The sequence below is a fragment of the Stutzerimonas nosocomialis genome, assembly GCF_005876855.1.
Classification (GTDB): Bacteria; Pseudomonadota; Gammaproteobacteria; order Pseudomonadales; family Pseudomonadaceae; genus Stutzerimonas; species Stutzerimonas nosocomialis.
Map to the genome: position 1 here is coordinate 39,736 of NZ_QLAE01000011.1, position 19,047 is coordinate 58,782.

Annotated in this window: 17 protein-coding genes; 12 read left to right on the forward strand and 5 right to left on the reverse strand. The window is 66.7% G+C overall.

Going from position 1 to position 19,047, the window contains the following annotated elements; genetic code table 11:
- Nucleotides 1-124: 124 nt before the first annotated feature.
- The gene (gene rsd / locus DN824_RS09105; protein WP_138408043.1) at nt 125-589 is read left to right on the forward strand and encodes a sigma D regulator; all 465 of its coding nucleotides are present in this window, start codon (nt 125-127) and stop codon (nt 587-589) included.
- A 150-nt stretch (nt 590-739) separates the two neighbouring features.
- Nucleotides 740-1,414 (forward strand): AlgP family protein, encoded by a 675-nt coding sequence (locus DN824_RS22465; RefSeq protein WP_158295374.1) that lies wholly within the window; start codon nt 740-742, stop codon nt 1,412-1,414.
- Here DN824_RS22465 and DN824_RS09120 read toward each other — a convergent pair.
- Complete coding sequence (locus tag DN824_RS09120; protein WP_138408044.1) at nt 1,396-1,863, reverse strand: TIGR02444 family protein; 468 nt, start codon at nt 1,861-1,863, stop codon at nt 1,396-1,398. The genes DN824_RS22465 and DN824_RS09120 overlap by 19 nt on opposite strands.
- Before the next feature lie 59 nt (nt 1,864-1,922).
- On the opposite strand from DN824_RS09120, the gene abc-f reads away from it, so the two are divergent.
- From abc-f to DN824_RS09140, 4 genes are all read left to right on the forward strand, one after another.
- Nucleotides 1,923-3,830 (forward strand): ribosomal protection-like ABC-F family protein, encoded by a 1,908-nt coding sequence (abc-f, locus tag DN824_RS09125; RefSeq protein WP_138408045.1) that lies wholly within the window; start codon nt 1,923-1,925, stop codon nt 3,828-3,830.
- Between the two features lie 17 nt (nt 3,831-3,847).
- Entirely contained in the window at nt 3,848-4,417 is a 570-nt protein-coding gene (locus DN824_RS09130) for a mechanosensitive ion channel domain-containing protein (protein ID WP_138408137.1), read from the forward strand.
- 136 nt (nt 4,418-4,553) lie between these two features.
- Entirely contained in the window at nt 4,554-5,186 is a 633-nt protein-coding gene (gene rhtB / locus DN824_RS09135; RefSeq protein WP_138408046.1) for a homoserine/homoserine lactone efflux protein, read from the forward strand.
- 106 nt (nt 5,187-5,292) lie between these two features.
- Nucleotides 5,293-5,757, forward strand: coding sequence for a YaiI/YqxD family protein (locus DN824_RS09140; protein WP_138408047.1), 465 nt, complete (start codon nt 5,293-5,295; stop codon nt 5,755-5,757).
- Here DN824_RS09140 and DN824_RS09145 read toward each other — a convergent pair.
- The 3 genes from DN824_RS09145 to elbB form a co-directional block, all read right to left on the reverse strand.
- Nucleotides 5,723-7,885, reverse strand: coding sequence for a putative bifunctional diguanylate cyclase/phosphodiesterase (locus tag DN824_RS09145; RefSeq protein WP_138408048.1), 2,163 nt, complete (start codon nt 7,883-7,885; stop codon nt 5,723-5,725). The two genes, DN824_RS09140 and DN824_RS09145, sit on opposite strands and share 35 nt — an antisense overlap.
- A 97-nt stretch (nt 7,886-7,982) precedes the next feature.
- Complete coding sequence (locus DN824_RS09150; RefSeq protein WP_138408049.1) at nt 7,983-8,453, reverse strand: thioesterase family protein; 471 nt, start codon at nt 8,451-8,453, stop codon at nt 7,983-7,985.
- A 143-nt stretch (nt 8,454-8,596) separates the two neighbouring features.
- Entirely contained in the window at nt 8,597-9,262 is a 666-nt protein-coding gene (gene elbB / locus DN824_RS09155) for an isoprenoid biosynthesis glyoxalase ElbB (protein WP_138408050.1), read from the reverse strand.
- 308 nt (nt 9,263-9,570) lie between these two features.
- Between elbB and hemB the strand changes: the two genes are divergently transcribed.
- Entirely contained in the window at nt 9,571-10,584 is a 1,014-nt protein-coding gene (gene hemB, locus DN824_RS09160; RefSeq protein ID WP_138408051.1) for a porphobilinogen synthase, read from the forward strand.
- 18 nt (nt 10,585-10,602) lie between these two features.
- The gene (gene ppk1, locus DN824_RS09165) at nt 10,603-12,813 is read left to right on the forward strand and encodes a polyphosphate kinase 1 (RefSeq protein WP_138408052.1); all 2,211 of its coding nucleotides are present in this window, start codon (nt 10,603-10,605) and stop codon (nt 12,811-12,813) included.
- Between the two features lie 18 nt (nt 12,814-12,831).
- Here ppk1 and ppx read toward each other — a convergent pair whose 3' ends face one another.
- Nucleotides 12,832-14,334, reverse strand: a complete 1,503-nt coding sequence (gene ppx, locus DN824_RS09170) for an exopolyphosphatase (RefSeq protein ID WP_138408053.1) — start codon at nt 14,332-14,334, stop codon at nt 12,832-12,834.
- Between the two features lie 256 nt (nt 14,335-14,590).
- On the opposite strand from ppx, the gene trxA reads away from it, so the two are divergent.
- The 4 genes from trxA (at nt 14,591) to DN824_RS09190 (ending at nt 19,033) form a co-directional block, all read left to right on the forward strand.
- On the forward strand, nt 14,591-14,917 hold the full coding sequence (gene trxA / locus DN824_RS09175; protein WP_138408054.1) for a thioredoxin TrxA: 327 nt from the start codon (nt 14,591-14,593) through the stop codon (nt 14,915-14,917).
- Nucleotides 14,918-15,157: 240 nt separating this feature from the next.
- Nucleotides 15,158-16,417, forward strand: coding sequence for a transcription termination factor Rho (rho, locus tag DN824_RS09180; RefSeq protein WP_138408055.1), 1,260 nt, complete (start codon nt 15,158-15,160; stop codon nt 16,415-16,417).
- Nucleotides 16,418-16,540: 123 nt separating this feature from the next.
- Complete coding sequence (ubiD, locus tag DN824_RS09185) at nt 16,541-18,007, forward strand: 4-hydroxy-3-polyprenylbenzoate decarboxylase (RefSeq protein WP_138408056.1); 1,467 nt, start codon at nt 16,541-16,543, stop codon at nt 18,005-18,007.
- 57 nt (nt 18,008-18,064) lie between these two features.
- Nucleotides 18,065-19,033, forward strand: a complete 969-nt coding sequence (locus tag DN824_RS09190; RefSeq protein WP_138408057.1) for a CDP-6-deoxy-delta-3,4-glucoseen reductase — start codon at nt 18,065-18,067, stop codon at nt 19,031-19,033.
- Nucleotides 19,034-19,047: the final 14 nt, after the last annotated feature.

A 19,047-nucleotide genomic window follows, 5' to 3' on the forward strand; every position in this document is an offset into this window, starting at 1 on the left:
TAGTCTGCCCGGGTACGACGGAAAACCGCCATTCGCGCGCATCCTGTCCCAAAGCCATCGCCGAATGACAAAAAAATGTCTCGGGAAGGCGCAAGGCATTAACGATTAGGGAAGTGAGGTCATCATGCTCGAGAGTTGTCGGAACGCCCAGGAGCGCTGGGGTGGTGTACACATGCTGATCGATCGCTGGCTGCAGGAGCGTCATCAGCTGATCCAGGCGCATGATGAACTGCTGGCAAGCACCGAGGCCGCGACGCGGCAAACGCTGCAGCGATACTGCGAAATTCTGGTGGACTATGTTTCCGCCGGCCACTTCGAGATCTACGAGCAGCTGCTCAACGAAGCCGAAGCCTTCGGCGACAAGCGCGGCCTGGAACTGGCCAAGCAGATCTACCCGCGGATCGAGGCGATCACCGAGGTCGCGCTGGCGTTCAACGACCGTTGTGAAGACGGCGACTGCCACAACAGCCCCGCCCTCTCCACGGAGATAACCCGCCTCGGCCAGCTGCTGCACGAGCGCTTCGAACTCGAAGACTGCCTGATCGAAGTGCTGCACACGGCGCACAAGCAACCCGCCGCCACCGTCTGATTCACCGGTCCTCTCGTACCCTGCGCGCGGGTGCCTGTGGCAACCGCGCCGGGTTCAGGCCATGCACGTCGGATCATCCGTTCGTGGTGTTGGCGCCCTGTTCGAGGGACGTCTAGTATGGCTCCAGTCCATACGCCAGGAGGCGCCGAGATGCCCGTGAAGAAAAAGGCCGTCACCACCCCGCTGCACCTGTTGCAGCAGCTTTCCAGCAGCCTGATCGAACACCTCGAAAAAGCCTGTCAGCAGGCCCAGGCCGACGCTCAGGCGACCCTGGCCAAGCTCGAGAAGCAGCGCGGCAAGGCCGAGGAAAAGCTGTACAAGGCGCGCGCCCGGCTCGATGAGGCGACCAGCGCCGGCAAGAAGAGCAAGGCCCTCGGCAAGTCGCAGGCCGCGGTCGCCGAACTCGAAGCGCTGGCCGCCACGCTTCAGTCCCGCCAGGGCGAGACCCTTTCCTATATCGCCGAACTCAAGCGCGACGCCGAGCAGAGCCTGACGCTGGCGCAGGGCATCCGGCAGGTCGGCGAGGCCGCGGGGAAAGCCATCGAGACGAACCAGGCGCCGGCCAGGCCGACCAAACCTGCGCCGGCAGCCAAGGCGCCCGCGACCCGCGCAGCCAGCCCGGCGAAAACACCGGCAAGCGCCACCAGCAAGGCCGCAAGACCGGCCGCCGCCAAACCCGCTGCCGCCAAGACTGCACCCAAACCGGCCGCGAAGCCCGCGCAGAAAACGCCAGCCGCCGCGGCTACCCGCTCGCCCGCCAAGCCCGCTGCGCGCAAGCCAGCGGCCAGGAAACCCGCTGCCGCGTCTCAGCCTGCCGAAAGCTGAGCCTGGCCGGCGGCCAGGCGCAGCCGTTGCGTCTGGTCCGCACATCCTTCGCCGAGCAGGGCCTCCAGCCACGGCTCGGCGTCCCTTTGCGCGGCCCAGTCGGCCGTGGCGTTCTGCAGGCGTTCGAGCAGAACACGCTCGGCCGCCAGTTCCAGCCGTTTGAGTTCGCGGCGCAGCGCTTCCAGCGACGGATCGGTCAGGCCCGGCTCCTTCCAGTGCCGACGGGTCGAGCGCAGGGGTTCGATCGCCAGCGCCTGCCAATGCCCGGCCAGTGCCTGGAGCGTGGCCAGGCGCTCGGGCGTGCAAGCCACCCGGCGCGTCTCCAGCCAGGCGCCGGTGAGCACCAGGCAGACATCGGCGCCCTGGTCCTGCAGCGCCAGGCAGGCGGTTTCGACGCCGGGGCGGGCATAGCAGTCCAGGGCGAAGGACCAGAGATCGGGTGCGTTCATGATTTTTTCGTCGTCTTCCGGTGGGCGGCAAGGGCGAGCTGATAAACTCTGCGGCCATTATGATCCGACTTCAAAACCTCACTCTACAGCGCGGGCCCCAGCGACTGCTGGAAGGCGCCGAACTGACCCTGCACGCCGGCCAGAAGGTCGGTCTGATCGGTGCCAATGGCGCCGGCAAGTCCTCATTGTTCGCGCTGCTGCGCGGTGAGCTGACGGCCGACGCCGGTGATTGCCATCTGCCGGCCGACTGGCGCATCGCCCACATGCGCCAGGAGATCGATACCCTCGATCGCCTGGCGGTGGACTACGTGCTCGACGGCGACGTGCGCCTGCGAGAGGTGCAGCATCAGCTGCAGCTCGCCGAGGCGGCGCACGACGGCGATGCGCTGGCGCGCCTGCACAGTGAACTCGACAGCGCCGACGGCTACAGCGCCGATGCGCGGGCGCGCAAGCTGCTGGCCGGGCTGGGCTTTGCCAGCGAGCAGATGGACCGCCCGGTGGCCTCGTTTTCCGGCGGCTGGCGGATGCGCCTGAACCTTGCGCAGACGCTGATGTGCCCCTCGGACCTGATGTTGCTCGACGAGCCGACCAACCACCTGGACCTGGATGCCATCCTCTGGCTGGAAGACTGGCTCAAGGGCTATCCCGGCACGCTGATGCTGATCTCCCACGACCGCGACTTCCTCGACGCGGTGGTCGATCACGTCGCCCACCTGGAGCAGTGCAAGCTGACGCTCTACCGCGGCGGCTACTCGGCCTTCGAGCGCGCCCGCGCCGAGCGCCTGGCCCAGCAACAACAGGCCTACGAAAAGCAGCAGGCGCAGCGGGCGCACATGGAGAGCTTCATCCGCCGCTTCAAGGCGCAGGCGACCAAGGCGCGCCAGGCGCAGAGCCGGATCAAGGCGCTCGAACGCCTCGAGGAGCTGGCGCCTGCCCATGTCGACTCGCCTTTCGACTTCCGCTTTCGCGAAGCCCAGAAGGTTTCGAGCCCCTTGCTCGACCTGTCCGAGGCGCGCCTGGGCTACGGTGACAAGACGGTACTGGAGAAGGTCAAGCTGCAGCTGGTCCCGGGCGCGCGCATCGGCCTGCTCGGGCCCAACGGGGCGGGCAAGTCGACGCTGATCAAGACCCTTGCCGACGAACTGCAGCCGCTCGCCGGCCGGCTGCAGCGCGGCGAGAACCTCGCCATCGGCTACTTCGCCCAGCACCAGCTCGACTCGCTGGACGCCAAGGCCAGCCCGCTGCTGCACCTGCAACGCATCGCCCCGGGCGAGCGCGAGCAGACCTTGCGCGACTTCCTCGGCGGCTTCGATTTCCGCGGCGAGCGCTGCGACGAGCCGGTGGTCAACTTCTCCGGTGGCGAAAAGGCCCGCCTGGCGCTGGCCCTGATCGCCTGGGAGCGGCCGAATCTGCTGCTGCTCGACGAGCCGACCAACCACCTCGACCTGGAGATGCGCCTGGCCCTGACCCTGGCGCTGCAGGATTTCGGTGGCGCGGTGGTGGTGGTGTCCCACGATCGTCACCTGCTCAAGAGCACGACCGACGAATTCCTGCTGGTGGCCGAAGGGCGCATCCGCGAATTCGAGGGCGACCTGGACGATTACGCGCGCTGGCTGGTGGACTTCAGGGCGCGCCAGCAGCCGCTGCCGGCCGAGGCGGCGGGCGACAAGACCGACAAGCGCGCGCAGCGCCAGGCCGCCGCGGCCTTGCGCCAGCAGCTGGCACCGCACAAGCGCCAGGCCGAGAAGCTGGAAAAGGAACTCGGCGCGGTCCAGGAAAAACTCGCCGCCCTCGAGACCCTGCTGGGCGATGCCGGGCTCTACGAGCAGGCGCGCAAGGACGAACTGCGCGAGCGGCTGGCCGAACAGGCCGCGCTCAAGACCCGCGAGGGTGAGCTGGAAGAGGCCTGGCTGGAGGCGCTCGAGACGCTCGAGTCCCTGCAGGCGCAACTGGAGGCCGCGTCGTGAACGACAGCTATTGGCTGATGCTGGTGCGCGAGTGGAGCGAGCCGCTGCTGCTGGGCGGCCAGGTCTTGCTGATCCTGCTGCTGGCCTACCTGCTGCAGCGCCTGGTGGCCCGCGCGCTGGGACGGCTCGGCGAGCGCTACCGGCTGCCTTCCGAGTTCCTGCTGCCCATCCGGGTGGGCTCGCGCTGGTTCATCCTCGGCGGCGCGCTGATCATGGTGCTCGAGCGTTTCGGCGTGTCGGCCACGGTCATGTGGACCGCCTTCTCGGGCTTCGTCGCGGTGGCGGCGGTGGCCTTCTTCGCCATCTGGAGCGTGCTCTCGAACCTGTTCTGCGCGGTGCTGATCCTGCTGGTCGCGCCGTTTCGCCTGGGCGACGTGGTGGAGATCATCGACAGCGCCGACAAACCGGGCGTCAAGGGACGGGTGACGGACATCAACATGCTCTACACCACCCTTGAAGAAACCAACGAGCAGGGCGAAACTGCCCTCGTTCAGGTACCCAACAGCCTGTTCTTCCAGAAAGCCGTGCGGCGCTGGCGCGGTACCGAACTCTCGGCGTTCAACGCCCACCCTCCCTTCGAGAAGTGACCCTGCGCGGGGTGCTCGTGCGCAAGAAGCCGACCTCTGACGCAAGGCATGCCGCTCCCGCCGGGAGCGGTTCTTAATCCGCTGCGGCGGCGGGCGTGACCACCCCACTGCCCTGGCTGCCATCTGGAGAAGATTCATGGCGCTGCATACCTGGCTCGGTTTTCTCGTTGCCTGCTGGATCATCAGCCTGTCGCCGGGCGCCGGCGCCATCGCCTCGATGTCCAGCGGCCTGCAGTACGGCTTCTGGCGCGGCTACTGGAACGCCATCGGCCTGCAGCTCGGCCTGGCGCTGCAGATCGCGATCGTGGCCGCCGGCGTCGGCGCGGTGCTCGCCACCTCGGCACTGGCCTTCAGCCTGATCAAATGGTTCGGCGTGGCCTATCTGGTCTGGCTGGCCATCAAGCAGTGGCAGGCGGTCCCGACCGAATTGCTGGACAGCGATGCGCCGCGCCCGATCGGTCGTCCGCTGAGCCTGGTGATGCGCGGCTTCCTGGTGAACGCCAGCAACCCCAAGGCGGTGGTCTTCATGCTCGCGGTGCTGCCGCAGTTCATCGACCCCCAGCGGCCCTTGCTCGAACAGTACCTGGTCATCGGCGCGACCATGGTGGTGGTCGACCTGATCGTCATGGCCGGCTACACCGGGCTCGCGGCGCGCGTGCTGCGGATGCTGCGTACGCCGCGTCAGCAGCGCCTGATGAACCGGACCTTCGCCTCGCTGTTCGTGGGCGCGGCGGCGCTGCTGGCCACGGTGCGCCGCGCGGTGGCGTAGCGCCGTCGCCCGAACGGAATCCGCGCCCTCGCATCCGAACGCGGGGTCGCGGTACAGGAACGCGGGCTGCCACGCCTGGTGGCCCGGGCAAGACGAGGTTCGATGAATGCGGGTCTGGATCGATGCGGACGCCTGCCCCCGGGCGGCACGCGATCAGGTGGTGAAGTTCGCCTTGAAGCGCGGTTTCGAGGTGGTGCTGGTGGCCGGGCAGAGCCAGGTCAAGCCGGCGTTCGCCTGCGTGAGGCTGATCGTGGTACCCAGCGGCCCGGACGCGGCGGACGACTATCTGGTCGAGCATGCCGTCCCGGGCGAGCTGGTGATCTGCAGCGACGTGCCGCTGGCCGATCGGCTGGTCAAGAAGGGGGTGGCGGCGCTCGATCCGCGGGGTCGCGAGTTCGACGAGCGCAACATGGGCGAGCGCCTGGCGGTGCGCAACCTCTTCACCGACCTGCGCGAGCAGGGGCAGGTCGGGGGCGGCCAGGCGGCTTACGGCGAGCGTGACCGCCAGGCCTTCGCCAACGCGCTGGACCGGCTGCTCACACGTCTGGCGCGGCAGCAGCCGGCGCGCTGAGCGGCGCGGGTGCGCGCTGCGCCAGCCAGTCGACCAGCATGGGCAGCGGCAATGGCCGGCTGAACAGGTAGCCCTGGATCATGTCGCAGCCGTTCTCCTGCAGATAGCTCAGCTGCACCCGGTCTTCCACCCCTTCGGCGACGACCTTGAGCTCCAGCTTGTGCGCCATCGCGATGATCGCGGCCGTGATGGCCCGGTCGCTGTTCTGCTCGTTCAGCTCGACGATGAAGGAGCGGTCGATCTTCAGGGTGTCCACCGGCAGCTTGCGCAGATAGGCCAGCGAGGAATAGCCGCTGCCGAAGTCGTCGATGGAGATCTTGATGCCCTGCGTGCGGATCGCATCGAGGATCTCCACGGCCGAGTTCAGATTGTTCATCAGGGCGTTCTCGGTGACCTCCAGCGTGAGCTTCGAAGGCTCCAGCCCGACCTCGGCGAGCACCGCCGCGATTCCCCGGGGCAGCGCGGCGTTGGAAAGGTTGAGCGCCGAGCAGTTGACCGCCACCCGCAGCCAGTCGTAGCCGATCTTATGCAGATGACGCAGGTCGGCACAGGCGCGCCGGCCCACCCAGGCGTCCAGTTCGGTGACGAAACCGTGCTGCTCGGCCAGCGAGACGAAGCGCTCCGGGCTTATCGGGCCATGCTGCGGATGGCTCCAGCGGGCCAGCGCCTCGAGGCCCAGCACCCGGCCGTCGCGGGCATCGACGATGGGCTGGTAGTGGACTTCGAGCAGGCCTTCGTTGAGCGAGCGGCGAAGGTCCTGTTCCAGGGACAGGTCTTCCCGGGCACGCAGCATCAAGGCCGGATCGAAGCGCAGGCTGCGGTTGCGCCCGCTCGCCTTGCATTGCCCGACCGCGAGCCCGGCGTGCTTGAACAGTTCGTCGAAGCTCGTCCCGTCGAGGGGGTGATGGCTGATGCCGATGCTGGCGGTCAACTGCAGCTGCGCGCCGGCCAGTGCGAAAGGCGGGCGCAGCTGCTCCAGGATTCGTTCCGCCAGCTGCTCGGCCTGCGCGGGGCCGTCGAGCAGCGCGAGGATGCAGAACTCATCGCCGGAGAACCGGGCCAGCACGTCCTTGGGACCGAGCACGCCACGGATGCGCTGGGCGACCTGCTGCAGCGCCAGGTCGCCGGCCCGGTGGCCGAGGCTGTCGTTGATGCGCTTGAAGTTGTCGAGGTCGATGACCAGCACCGACAGACCCTGGTGCGGCTGCTGATGGGCGGCCAGCACCTGGGTCACCATCTGGGTGAAGGCGCGGCCGTTGAACAGGTTGGTCAGCGGATCGTAGTGGGTGATCGCGTTGAGCTGGCTCTCGACCAGATCGAGCACCTGGCGCTGCTCCGCGTAGCGCCGTTCGGCCCAGCTCGCGGCGATCCCGGCGGCGATGATCAGCAGCGCCACCACCGCGATGGCCATGCCCAGGCTGTCCTGGGAGTGGGCGCCAGCGTGGCTGAGGGGTGGAAGCACCTGGTCGGCCGGCACCGCCAGCGTCATCGCGTGCATGCCGGTGAAGTGCATCGAGACGATGGCCAGGCCCATCACCAGGCTGCACAGCACCCGCTGCAGTTGCAGCTGATGGCCGTGCCTGCCGCGGAAGTGGAACGCCAGGACCAGTGCCGCGAGCGAGGCGCCAATGGCGATCAGCACCGAGAGGGCGAAGGTCAGCGGTTCGTAGTAGGTGGTGGCGATCGAGCGTATCGCCGCCATGCCGCTGTAGTGCATGGCGGCGATGCCGACGCCCGCGGCGACGGCGGCCAGCAGGTACTGCGCCGGTGTCAGCCGCTCGCGGCTGAGCAGCCGCATCACCACATAGGACACCGCCACGGCGATCAGCAGCGAGACCAGGGTGATGCGGTGGTCGTAGGCGATCTCGATGGGGGCCTTGAACGCCAGCATGGCGACGAAGTGCATCGACCAGATGCCGCCGCCCAGCGCGAGGGCGCCGACCCAGCGCCAGATTTCGCGGCCACGGCCGCTGACGCTCTGGCCGACCTGGTTGGCCATGACCAGGGCGGTGAAGGCGGCGGCGCTGGCGATCAGGTAGGCGAGCACCACCAGGGAAGGGGAGTGGCTGCTGTCGAGCAGCGCGACATGTCCGGGCGGCATGTCGGATAGAAATTGCAGTGGAACCATGGGCGGCACTCGTGGGCGTAGGCGTTCTGCCTGCTAAGCATGGCGGCGGCGTTCTCCGTCCTGGGACGCGGCTGCGGCTGCGATGCTTATCGGCTGCTCAGCCGCAAAGATAAGTGCCCGTACCGACGGCCACCAGTACTCCTTTCTCGTTGTGCAGTTCCGAGCGCACCACCGCCACCTTGTTGCCCGAGCGCAACAGCGCCGCGCTGGCGCTGAAACGCTCGCCCCGCCCGGGGCGCAGGTAGTCGACGCGCAGGTCGATGGTGCCCAGGCGCGACAGGCTGGCCAGGCGTTCCTCGGTGCTCAGGTGGCGATGCTTCTCGAACGCGCCGACCAGCGCCATGGCGCCGCCGACCACGTCCAGCAGGGAGGCGATCACGCCGCCGTGGAGGATGCCCTGGACAAAGTTGCCGATCAGCTCGGGCTTCATCGGCAGGTGCATCACGACGCGCTCGCTGGAGACCTCATCGAGTTCGATGCCCAGGTTGCGGTTGAACGGGATGCGCTCGAAAAGGTTGCGCACGGCGAGACGTTCCTCGTCGGAGAGGATGAACGGAGCGCTGGTCATGGTGAAGGGTCCGCAGGCCGTATCGGGAGCCTGCACGCTGACGCAACCGACGCCGCTTGACCAGCCGGGAGGCGGGAGCGGCGCGGCGATTGGCAGGATCGCCCTGAAGCGCCGGCCCGGGCGGCCGGCGCGGACGGCCTGGCTCAGGCTTCGGCGGTCATCTCCAGCACGCGGTCGACCAGCTTGTAGATGCCCGAGGCGGCATCGCTGATCGACTGGGCGAGCATGTAGGCCGGGGTGGTGACCAGCTTGCGCTCGCTGTCCTCGATGATGTCGGTGACCTCGCAGGCCTTGTGTTCGGCACCCATCTCGCGCACCGCCGCGGCGGCCGGATCGTCGTCGTGGCCCAGGGTGCAGACCACCCCCGGCCCGAAGATCTGCACCGCCATGGTCGGCGCGATGCAGATCAGGCCGACCGGCTTGCCGGCCTTGGCGAAGGCCTGGGCCACCGACAGCACATCGGGCAGCACGCTGCAGGCGGCACCGTTCTTGGCGAAGTCGGAGAGGTTCTTGGCGGCGCCGAAGCCCCCGGGCACGATCAGCGCGTCGAAGTCCTCGGCGTTGGCCTCGCGCAGGTCCTTGATGTTGCCGCGCGCCAGGCGTGCGGCCTCGACCAGCACGTTGCGCGTCTCGGGCATTTCCTCGCCGGTCAGGTGGTTGACCACGTGCATCTGCGCGATGTTGGGCGCGAAGCACTGGACCTGCGCACCACGCTGATCCAGGCGCAGCAGGGTGGCCACGCTCTCGTAGATTTCCGAACCGTCATACACACCACACCCGGAAAGAATCACGGCGACTTTTTTATTCATGCGGGTACTCCTCAGCGAAAAGGGGCCTACGGCCATGTCGGCGATGCTAATGCCTGGCGACCGCTCAGGTAAGCCCATGATGGTCCTGTCCGTTGGAGTCGCACGGCGGGCCGGTGTTCAGCCTGTCACCGCGTTCGGCTGCGCTTTTCGGTCGCCCGGCGGGGGCGCGCAAAGCACTGGCAGAGCCAGGCCAGGCTGGCCACAATGGGCCGGCTTGCCGATCGCCGCTGGCCTGGGTTGTCATCCAATGGTCATCTGCGCGGCCTATAACTGTCACATTCGCCCGTTCCGCGGGCCTGGAGTCTGTCGTGAGTATCGTTGCCGCCAACCGGATGTTTCCCGCCACTCGCCTGCGTCGCAATCGCCGTGACGACTTCTCCCGTCGTCTGGTGCGGGAAAACGTGCTGACCGTCGACGATCTGATCCTGCCGGTGTTCGTCCTCGACGGCGAGAACCGTCGCGAGCCGGTGCCGTCCATGCCGGGCGTGGAGCGGCTGTCGATCGACCTGCTGCTCGAGGAGGCCGAGGAGCTGGTGGCGCTGGGCATTCCGGCCCTGGCGCTGTTCCCGGTCACCCCGCTGGAGAAGAAATCCCTCGACGCGGCCGAGGCGTGGAATCCCGAGGGCATCGCCCAGCGCGCCACCCGGGCCTTGAGGGCGCGCTTCCCGGAGCTCGGCGTGATCACCGACGTGGCCCTCGATCCCTTCACCACCCACGGGCAGGACGGCATCCTCGACGAGCACGGCTACGTGCAGAACGACGTGACCGTCGACGCGCTGGTCAAGCAGGCGCTTTCCCACGCCGAGGCCGGTGCCCAGGTGGTCGCGCCCTCGGACATGATGGACGGGCGCATCCAGGCGATCCGCGAGGCGCTTGAGCTGGCCGACCACAGCAACGTCAGGATCATGGCCTACTCGGCCAAGTACGCCAGCGCCTACTACGGGCCGTTCCGCGATGCGGTGGGCTCGGCGGCGAACCTCGGCAAGAGCAACAAGAACACCTACCAGATGGACCCGGCCAACGGCGACGAGGCCCTGCACGAGGTTGCCGCGGATTTGTCAGAAGGCGCTGATATGGTCATGGTGAAACCCGGCATGCCGTACCTGGACATCCTCTGGCGGGTCAAGGATGCCTATCGCGTGCCGACATTCGTCTACCAGGTCAGTGGCGAATACGCGATGCACATGGCGGCGATCCAGAACGGCTGGCTCAGCGAGGCGGTGATCCTCGAATCGCTGACCGCCTTCAAGCGGGGCGGGGCCGATGGCATCCTCACCTATTTCGCCAAACAGGCGGCACAACAATTGAGACAGGGCCACTAAGCCCTCCGAGGCGAGACGATGACGAACGAAGGACTCAGCGAAGCCGAACTGCGCGAAACCACGCCTCCGGACCTGGAGACGCCGGCCGCCGTGCCGGCGATCGAGCCCGAGCCGGTGCTCGAGGCGCCGCCGCCGGCCCCTGCGCCGGTTCCCGGGGTGGATGACAGCAGCCTGTACATCCACCGCGAGCTGTCGCAGCTGCAGTTCAACATCCGCGTGCTCGAGCAGGCGCTCGACGAGTCCTACCCGTTGCTCGAGCGGCTCAAGTTCCTGCTGATCTTCTCCAGCAACCTCGACGAGTTCTTCGAGATTCGCGTGGCCGGGCTGAAGAAGCAGATCAACTTCGCCCGCGAGCAGGCCGGCGCCGACGGCCTGCAGCCGCACCAGGCGCTGGCGCGGATCTCCGAGCTGGTCCACGAGCAGGTCGACCGGCAGTACGCGATCCTCAACGACGTGGTGTTCCCGGCGCTGGCCAAGCACCAGATCAGCTTCATCCGTCGTCGTCACTGGACCACCAAGCACAAGGCCTGGGTGCGGCGGTTCTTCCGCGACGAAATCGCGCCGATCATCACGCCCATCGGCCTCGATCCGACGCACCCCTTCCCGCTGCTGGTCAACAAGAGCCTGAACTTCATCGTCGAGCTCGAGGGCATCGACGCTTTCGGGCGCGACTCGGGCCTGGCGATCATTCCTGCGCCGCGCTCGCTGCCGCGGGTGATCCGGGTGCCGGAAGACGTCGGTGGGCCGGGGGCGAACTACATCTTCCTCTCCTCGATGATCCACGCCCACGCCGACGACCTGTTCCACGGCATGAAGGTCAAGGGCTGCTATCAGTTCCGCCTGACCCGCAACGCCGACCTTTCGGTGGACACCGAGGACGTCGAGGACCTGGCGCGCGCGCTGCGTGGCGAGCTGTTCTCGCGCCGCTACGGTGACGCGGTGCGCCTGGAAGTCGCCGACACCTGCCCCAAGCACCTGTCGGACTTCCTGCTCCGGCAGTTCAACCTCGGCGAGAGCGAGCTGTATCAGGTCAACGGCCCGGTCAACCTCACCCGGCTGTTCAGCATCACCGGGCTGGACAGCCATCCGGAGCTGCAATACGCGCCGTTCACCCCGGCGATCCCCAGGCTGCTGCAGAACAGCCAGAACATCTTCAGCGTGGTCGGCAAGCAGGACATCCTGCTGATGCATCCCTTCGAGTCGTTCACCCCGGTGGTCGACCTGCTGCGCGAAGCGGCCAAGGACCCTTGCGTGCTGGCCGTCAAGCAGACGCTGTACCGCTCCGGGGCCAACTCGGAGATCGTCGATGCGCTGGTCGAGGCGGCGCGCAACGGCAAGGAGGTGACCGCGGTCATCGAGCTGCGCGCGCGGTTCGACGAGGAGTCCAACCTGCAGCTGGCCAGCCGCCTGCAGGCGGCCGGCGCGGTGGTGATCTACGGGGTGGTGGGCTACAAGACCCACGCCAAGATGATGCTCATCCTGCGTCGCGAGAACGGCGAGCTGCGCCGCTACGCCCACCTCGGCACCGGCAACTACCACGCAGGCAACGCACGGCTGTACACCGACTACAGCCTGCTGACCTCCGACGAGGCGCTCTGCGAGGACGTCTCCAAGCTGTTCAGCCAGCTGATCGGCATGGGCAAGACCATGCGCATGAAGAAGCTGCTGCACGCGCCCTTCACCCTGAAGAAGACGTTGCTGGACATGATCGCCCGCGAGACCCAGCACGCCAGCGAAGGCAAGGCCGCGCACATCATGGCCAAGGTCAACTCGCTGACCGATCCGAAGATCATCCGCGCCCTCTACAAGGCCAGCCAGGCCGGGGTGCGCGTCGACCTGGTGGTGCGCGGCATGTGCTGCCTGCGTCCCGGGATCGCCGGCGTCTCGCACAACATCTACGTGCGTTCGATCATCGGCCGCTTCCTCGAGCACAGCCGGGTGTTCTATTTCCTCAACGACGGCGACGAGAAGCTCTATCTCTCCAGCGCCGACTGGATGGAGCGCAACCTCGACCGGCGCGTGGAGACCTGCTTCCCGGTCGAAGGCAAGAAGCTGGTCACGCGGGTCAAGCGCGAGCTGGAAACCTATCTGAGCGACAACACCCAGAGCTGGGTACTGCAGCCCGACGGCAGTTACGTGCGCAATACACCGAGTGGCAATGCCAACCCGCGGGTGGCCCAGGCGACCTTGCTGGACAAGCTCACGACGCCGCAGGTCAGCGCCCGCTGATCGACGCCAGGCAGGCCCTCAGCGAACGCTGAGGGTGAAGTCGATGCGCTTGAGCCACTCCGCTTCCTGGTCGAAATCGGCCTGGGTCAGCGGGTTGTTGGCCAGCCAGCCTTCGGGGAAGGCGATGTCCAGGCTGTCGTCGCCGGCGCTCAGCTGGCAGGTCGGCGCCTGCTGCGGGCCGCGGATGTGGTGGAAGAGGATCGCGAAACGCAGCAGCACGCACAGGCGCGTGAGCTGGATGCCGTCGCTGGTGAGTTCCTCGAACTTCTGCTTGGGGATGTTGCGGCGATGGCCGCGTACCAGCAACGCCAGCATCTGCTGGTCCTGACGCGAGAAGCCGGGCAGATCCGAATGCTCGATCAGGTAGGCGCCGTGCTTGTGGTAGTGATAGTGGGCGATGTCCAGGCCGACTTCATGCACCCGCGCGGCCCAGGCGAGCAGCTCGCGATGCCAGTCCTGATCCAGTCCCCAGGCTTCTGCGACCTGGTCGAAGGCCTCCAGCGCCTTGGCTTCGACGCGCGCCGCCTGCTCGGTGTCGACGTGATAGCGCTCCATCAGCGAGCCCAGGGTGCGCTCGCGGACATCCTCGTGATGGTGGCGGCCCACCAGGTCGTAGAGCACGCCTTCGCGCAGCGCGCCTTCGGAGTGGGTCATGCGGGTCAGCTCGAGGGCGTCGAACACCGCTTCGAGGATCGCCAGACCCGCCGGGAAAATGCTGCGGCGGTCCGGCTTGACCCCTTCCAGGTCGATGCGCTCGACCTCGCCGAGCTTGATCAGCCGGCGTTTGAGCCAGGCCAGGCCTTCGGCGTTGACCTCGCCGCTGCCATGGCCGCCGCCCTTGATCGCCAGGCCCACGGCACGGATGGTCCCCGAGGCGCCCACCGCCTCCTGCCAGCCGAGGCGGCGCAGGCCGTGCTCGATGCCCATCAGTTCCAGGCGCGCGGCGGTGTAGGCCTGGGCGTAGCGCGCCGCGGTGATCTTGCCGTCGCGGAAATAACGCTGGGTGAAGCTGACGCAGCCCATCTGCAGGCTCTCGCGCAGCAGCGACTCGAAATGCTGGCCGATGATGAATTCGGTGCTGCCGCCGCCGATGTCGACCACCAGGCGCTTGCCCGGCGCGCCGGGAAAGGTGTGGGAAACGCCCAGATAGATCAGCCGCGCTTCCTCGCGTCCGGAAATCACCTCGACCTGGTGGTTCAGGATTTTCTCGGCCCGGCGGATGAACTCGTCCCGGTTGCGCGCCTCGCGCAGGGCGTTGGTGCCGACGATGCGGACCGCGCCATCGGGTAGGTGATTGACCAGCTGGGCGAAGCGCCGCAGGCAGTCCAGGCCACGCTGCATCGCTTCCTCGGTGAGCTGGCGGTCTTCGGTGATGCCCGCCGCCAGCTGCACCTTCTCGCCGAGACGCTCGAGAATCCGCATCTCGTCGTTGCTGGTGCGAGCGAGCACCATGTGAAAGCTGTTCGAGCCCAGGTCGATCGCGGCGATCAGAGGCGAAGTCTCGGCGGGGAGTCGGAGCATGGACATTTCTCGATGCAAAACGCTGACATCCTGACACGATAGGCGGCTGTCGCCAACGCGAACGGCCATCTTGTCGCAGCCCTCCACCGGCCAGATCGGCATGGTGATCGGGCATTTCGATCCTCGCTGAGCCGTCCCGTTCATTGATTTTTTGCGCTTGACTCATTGGAAGGCTCAATGGCTTGCTGCTTCCGGTAGGAATGAAGCCGGGCTATGATGGCCGACACTTTTTGGTTTCCGACCCCGGAGAAAATCCATGAGCGAATACATCACCAAAGTCAGCGACAGCAGTTTCGAACAGGATGTTCTCCAGGCTGAAGGCCCCGTCCTGGTGGACTATTGGGCCGAATGGTGCGGCCCGTGCAAGATGATCGCCCCGGTTCTGGACGAGATCGCCAAGGACTATCAGGGCAAGCTGAAGGTGTGCAAGCTGAACATCGACGAGAACCAGGAAACCCCGCCCAAGTACGGCGTACGGGGCATCCCGACCCTGATGCTGTTCAAGAACGGCAGCGTCGAGGCGACCAAGGTCGGCGCGCTGTCGAAGTCGCAACTGGCGGCTTTCCTCGACAGCAACATCTGAGCCCGCCCGGGTTCGACGCGTCATCCCAAAGGCCCTGCGCAAGGCGGGGCCTTTTTTCTATTCCATGGCTAGACGCTCCGATTGTGCGGTGATAGATTCGGCACTGCGGCGCTTCTTTCGTCGCCCCCTGCATGCCGTCGCCGACGCACTCCTGCCCGACTGAGTACAGCGAACCTGTTCGCTGCCTGCTGCGCGGCTTCTCAAGCTAAACGCTTTCTTCATCCTTCCTGATCTCTCTCTATGAATCTGACCGAACTCAAGCAAAAGCCCATCACCGAACTGCTGGAAATGGCCGAACAGATGGGCATCGAAAACATGGCCCGTTCGCGCAAGCAGGACGTCATTTTCTCGCTGCTGAAAAAGCACGCGAAGAGCGGTGAAGAGATTTCCGGTGACGGCGTCCTCGAGATCCTCCAGGACGGCTTCGGTTTCCTGCGCTCGGCGGACTCTTCCTACCTGGCCGGCCCGGACGACATCTACGTCTCGCCGAGCCAGATCCGCCGCTTCAACCTGCGCACCGGCGACACCATCGTCGGCAAGATCCGCCCGCCGAAGGAAGGCGAGCGTTACTTCGCCCTGCTCAAGGTCGACTCGATCAACTACGATCGGCCGGAGAACGCGAAGAACAAGATCCTCTTCGAGAACCTGACCCCGCTGTTCGCCAACAAGCGCCTGACCATGGAAGCCGGCAACGGCTCCACCGAGGACCTCACCGGACGGGTGATCGACCTCTGCGCGCCGATCGGCAAGGGCCAGCGCGGCCTGATCGTCGCCCCGCCGAAAGCGGGCAAGACCATCATGCTGCAGAACATCGCCAGCAACATCACCCGCAACAACCCCGAGTGCCATCTGATCGTCCTGCTGATCGACGAGCGCCCGGAAGAAGTGACCGAAATGCAGCGCACCGTGCGCGGCGAAGTGGTCGCCTCCACCTTCGACGAGCCGCCGACCCGCCACGTGCAGGTCGCCGAGATGGTGATCGAGAAGGCCAAGCGCCTGGTCGAGCACAAGAAGGACGTGGTCATCCTGCTCGATTCCATCACCCGCCTGGCGCGTGCCTACAACACCGTGATCCCGAGCTCCGGCAAGGTGCTCACCGGTGGTGTCGACGCCCATGCCCTGGAAAAGCCCAAGCGCTTCTTCGGCGCCGCGCGCAACATCGAGGAAGGCGGTTCGCTGACCATCATCGCCACCGCGCTGGTTGAAACCGGCTCGAAGATGGACGAGGTGATCTACGAGGAATTCAAGGGCACCGGCAACCTGGAACTGCAACTGGACCGTCGTATCGCGGAAAAGCGCGTGTTCCCGGCAATCAACATCAACCGTTCCGGCACCCGTCGCGAAGAGCTGCTGACCAGCGAGGAAGAGCTGCAGCGCATCTGGATCCTGCGCAAACTGCTGCATCCGATGGACGAAATCGCCGCGATCGAGTTCATGCTCGACAAGCTCAAGGACACGAAGACCAACGACGAGTTCTTCATGTCGATGAAGCGCAAGTAACGCGCGAGCCGTTGTCACACGAGGCCGGGGAAACCCGGCCTTCGTTTATCCGCAGGTTTTGGATCGCACGCCTTCAAGGCTAAACTTTGCGCCCCGACCCGCACGCCCCTGCGAGGCACATGCATGCAGTATCGCGATCTGCGCGACTTTATCCGCGGTCTGGAAGAGCGCGGCGACCTCAAGCGCATCCAGACCCCCATCTCGCCCGTTCTCGAAATGACCGAAATCTGCGACCGCACGCTGCGCAAGCAGGGGCCGGCGCTGCTGTTCGAGAAGCCGGTGGGCTTCGACATGCCGGTGCTCGGCAACCTGTTCGGGACGCCGGGGCGCGTGGCGCTCGGCATGGGCGCCGATGAGGTGTCGCAGTTGCGGGAGATCGGCAAGCTGCTGGCCTTCCTCAAGGAGCCGGACCCGCCGAAGGGCCTGAAGGACGCCTGGTCCAAGCTGCCGATGTTCAGGAAGGTCCTGTCCATGGCGCCCAAGGTGCTCAAGGATGCGCCCTGCCAGGAGGTGGTGATCGAAGGGGAGGACGTCGATCTGGGCCAGTTGCCGGTGCAGACCTGCTGGCCGGGCGACGCCGGGCCGCTGATAACCTGGGGCCTGACGGTCACCCGGGGGCCGCACAAGGAGCGGCAGAACCTCGGCATCTATCGTCAGCAGGTGATCGGGCGCAACAAGGTGATCATGCGCTGGCTCAGCCACCGCGGCGGCGCGCTGGACTTTCGCGACTGGTGCGAGAAGTTTCCGGGCAAGCCCTATCCGGTCGCCGTCGCCCTGGGCGCCGATCCGGCCACCATACTCGGTGCGGTCACGCCGGTCCCCGACTCGCTGTCCGAATACGCCTTCGCCGGCCTGCTGCGCGGGCACAAGACCGAACTGGTCAAGTGCCGGGGCAGCGACCTGCAGGTGCCGGCCAGCGCCGAGATCGTCCTGGAAGGGCACATCTACCCGGGCGAGATGGCTGACGAGGGGCCTTACGGCGACCACACCGGCTACTACAACGAGGTCGACCGCTTCCCGGTCTTCACCGTCGAGCGCATCACCCGGCGCCGCGATGCGATCTACCACAGCACCTACACCGGCCGTCCGCCGGATGAGCCGGCGATTCTCGGCGTGGCGCTGAACGAGGTGTTCGTGCCGATCCTGCAGAAGCAGTTCCCGGAAATCACCGACTTCTACCTGCCGCCCGAGGGCTGCTCCTACCGCATGGCGGTGGTGACCATGAAGAAGCAGTACCCCGGCCACGCCAAGCGGGTGATGCTGGGCGTCTGGAGCTTCCTGCGCCAGTTCATGTACACCAAGTTCGTCATCGTCACCGACGACGATATCAACGCGCGGGACTGGAACGACGTGATCTGGGCCATCACCACGCGCATGGACCCCAAGCGCGACACGGTGATGATCGACAACACGCCGATCGACTACCTCGACTTCGCCTCGCCGATCTCCGGCCTGGGCAGCAAGATGGGGCTCGACGCGACCCACAAGTGGCCGGGCGAAACCTCGCGCGAATGGGGCCGCGCCATCGTCCAGGACGAGGCGGTCAAGCGCCGGGTCGACGAACTCTGGTCCCAGCTGGGAATCGACTGACTGATAGCGTCGCCGCGCGCGGTGACGCTCCACTTGCTGCATGGGAACGACTTTTCGATGAGAGTGACGCTGCAACCTTCCGGCGCCGTGCTTGAGACCCTGCCCGGCGAGCGCATCCTCGACGCGGCCAGGCGCCTGGGCTACGAAAGCCCACACAGCTGTCGCAACGGCAATTGCCTGGTGTGCGCTGCACTGCTGGTGGAGGGGCGCGTCCAGCAGGGATTCGAGGCGATCGAGCAGGGCGAGTTGCTGACCTGCCAGGCCGTGCCGCTGGAAGACTGCGTGCTGCACTGGGACGGCGTGCTGGCGCCCGGCGAGCTGCCGGTGCGCGAGCTGACCTGCCAGGTGCTCGGTTGCGAGGCGGTCGGCGGCGACGTGTTTCGCGTGCGGCTGTTGGCGCCGGCCGGCAAGGCGCCGCGCTATCACGCCGGGCAATACCTGCTGCTGCAACGCCAGGACGGTGAGTTCACCGCGTTTTCCCTGGCCTCGGCGCCGCAATCGGGCCGCGAACTCGAGTTGCACATTCTCGCACGCGACGAGACCAACGTCGGGTTGATCGAGCACCTGCGCACCCAGGGCAGCGTGCGGGTGAAGATGCCGTTCGGCGACACCCACCTGGCCGAACTGCCCGACGGGCCGCTGGTGCTGATCGCGGCCGGCACCGGCATGGCGCAGATGCACAGCCTGGTCGAGTACTGCCGCGCCGCCGGTTTCGCCCACCCGGTGCACCTGTACTGGGGGGCGCGCCAGCCGGACGATTTCTATCGCATCGCCAGCTGGGAGCAGTGGCTGCAGACGCCCAACCTGACCCTGCACCAGGTGGTCAGCGATGTCTGCGGCTGGGAAGGGCGCTGCGGCCTGTTGCACGAAGCGATCCGCGAGGATTTCCCCGACCTGCGAGCGCTGCACGTCTACGCCAGCGGCTCGCCGGCGATGGTCTACGGCACGCTCGATGCGCTGGTCGAAGCCGGCATGGACGCGCACCAGATGCGCGCCGACGTGTTCGCCTACGCCCCTCGGGACTGACCGGGTGCGACGAC